The organism is Acinetobacter sp. YH12137 (assembly GCF_013418535.1).
Taxonomy (GTDB): Bacteria; Pseudomonadota; Gammaproteobacteria; order Pseudomonadales; family Moraxellaceae; genus Acinetobacter.
In genome coordinates, this window is the sequence record NZ_VPBW01000085.1 from 1 (window position 1) to 1573 (window position 1573).

General features: G+C 40.6%; 3 protein-coding genes. All 3 read right to left on the reverse strand.

All coding sequences use genetic code 11. From position 1 onward, the window contains the following. Positions 1-67 precede the first annotated feature (67 nt). Positions 68-220 carry a hypothetical protein gene (locus FTU72_RS16155; protein ID WP_180007116.1) on the reverse strand — a complete coding sequence of 51 codons (153 nt, stop codon included), beginning with the start codon at positions 218-220 and terminating at the stop codon, positions 68-70. A gap of 27 nt (positions 221-247) precedes the next feature. After that, entirely contained in the window at positions 248-1105 is an 858-nt protein-coding gene (locus tag FTU72_RS16160) for an SDR family NAD(P)-dependent oxidoreductase (protein WP_120366351.1), read from the reverse strand. Between the two features lie 159 nt (positions 1106-1264). Further along, a partial coding sequence (locus FTU72_RS16545; protein WP_180053115.1) for a GyrI-like domain-containing protein occupies positions 1265-1573 on the reverse strand: 309 nt, incomplete at its 5' end.

A 1573-nucleotide genomic window follows, 5' to 3' on the forward strand; every position in this document is an offset into this window, starting at 1 on the left:
GTAAATTTTCAGCGTTGCTGGCTCCCCGTCAGCCGGATTGGGTTGCATCGCAGGGGTGTCGAAAGAGTCAACTGCGGTCCAAAGCTGTTGGACTTGGGTGAAAAGGGCGTTTATTCTTCCTATACGTAAATTGTATTTGTTTTAGAAAAAGTTTTTGATCATTTGCTTCTTGCTGTGTAAAAGGTTTGTATGCTTGAATTTCTTCAATGATTTCTTTCATTTTTTATTGTCACTTTCCTGTCGTCATCTACTTATCAGCTAAATACCCTTCAGGCATTGGAATCAATTTTTCTGATTCCCGACTGAGGCTCTCCTCTGCTTTCCACCCGGCGATTTTATTTTCCGTTGCTTCGATCACCCCATCAAAAAGAGAATCACTTAATATTAGACGTAGTGGTGGTTCAGGCAATGCCGCAAGTTTTAAGATTGTCTTTGCTGCTAATATAGGGTCACTATCTGTCGCCTGACCCTCCTGTTCTTTTGCGAAGGCATCCATTTGTTGATGCAGTTCTTGATAATCCGGCAAGCGTTTACTATTATGCAGTTTCTTGTAAAGATCTGTCCAATAACCTCCTGGTTCAACAATAGTCACATGAACACCAAAAGGAGCCAGTTCCTGTGCTAAAGCTTCCGTCAATCCTTCTACCGCAAATTTACTAGCACTGTATAGACCTGAAGTCATCCAAGACATGATGCCCCCGATACTACTCATTTGGATAAAACGACCTGATTTGTCTCGCAAAAAAGGAGAAACCGCTTGAGCCGTCCAAAGAGAACCGAAAAAGTTTACATTCATTATCTGACGCGCCTCTTCTTCTGTTGTCTCCTCAATCATTCCTCCAAGCATCATTCCCGCATTACTCAAAGCAATATCGATGCCATTAAATTTTTCTGCTCCCTTAGCAGCAGCGGCTACTACCATGTCTCGTTCTTCAATATCGCCTAAACAGATCAGCAAAGAAGATCCATATTCTGTTTTTAACCTGCTGAGTTTTCCTTCTGTTCTAGAAAAAGAAATGACTTGGTCGCCATTTTCTAATACTAATTTTACTGTCTCAAAACCAATTCCTTTACTTCCACCAGTAATAAACCACGTTCTAGTCATCTGTCCACGCTCCTTTTTTCCTAATTACTCTCAATATGATTATAACAAATTAAAAGGCCAACAACAACTATAGTATCTAATATGCTGATTGTCAGTTATAAAATACTAAGAGTCATTTTATTCAAAAAAAGTTGTGGCAAAAAACTTGCCACAACTTTTTTATTTTGCACGAATCGGGAGCCATATTTGGAACTGTGCATTCTGAGGATTAGCATCTAAATATAATTCGATATCTGGCAATTCAGCATATTCAAAACCTGAAGTTGGTAACCATTCAGTAAAAATCTGCTGTTGCAATTCTTGAATTGCTCCTGGTATAGGACCCGTTCCTGAGAATACCGCCATCCAGCTTTGCGTGATAAAAGCCAGCAATAAAAACCCGCACATATCAGCGCCCATTCCAAGCAGCAACACACCGCGGTCACCCAGTCGCTTTGAAAGAGTGCCGGTTAAAACAGCTTGTACGAA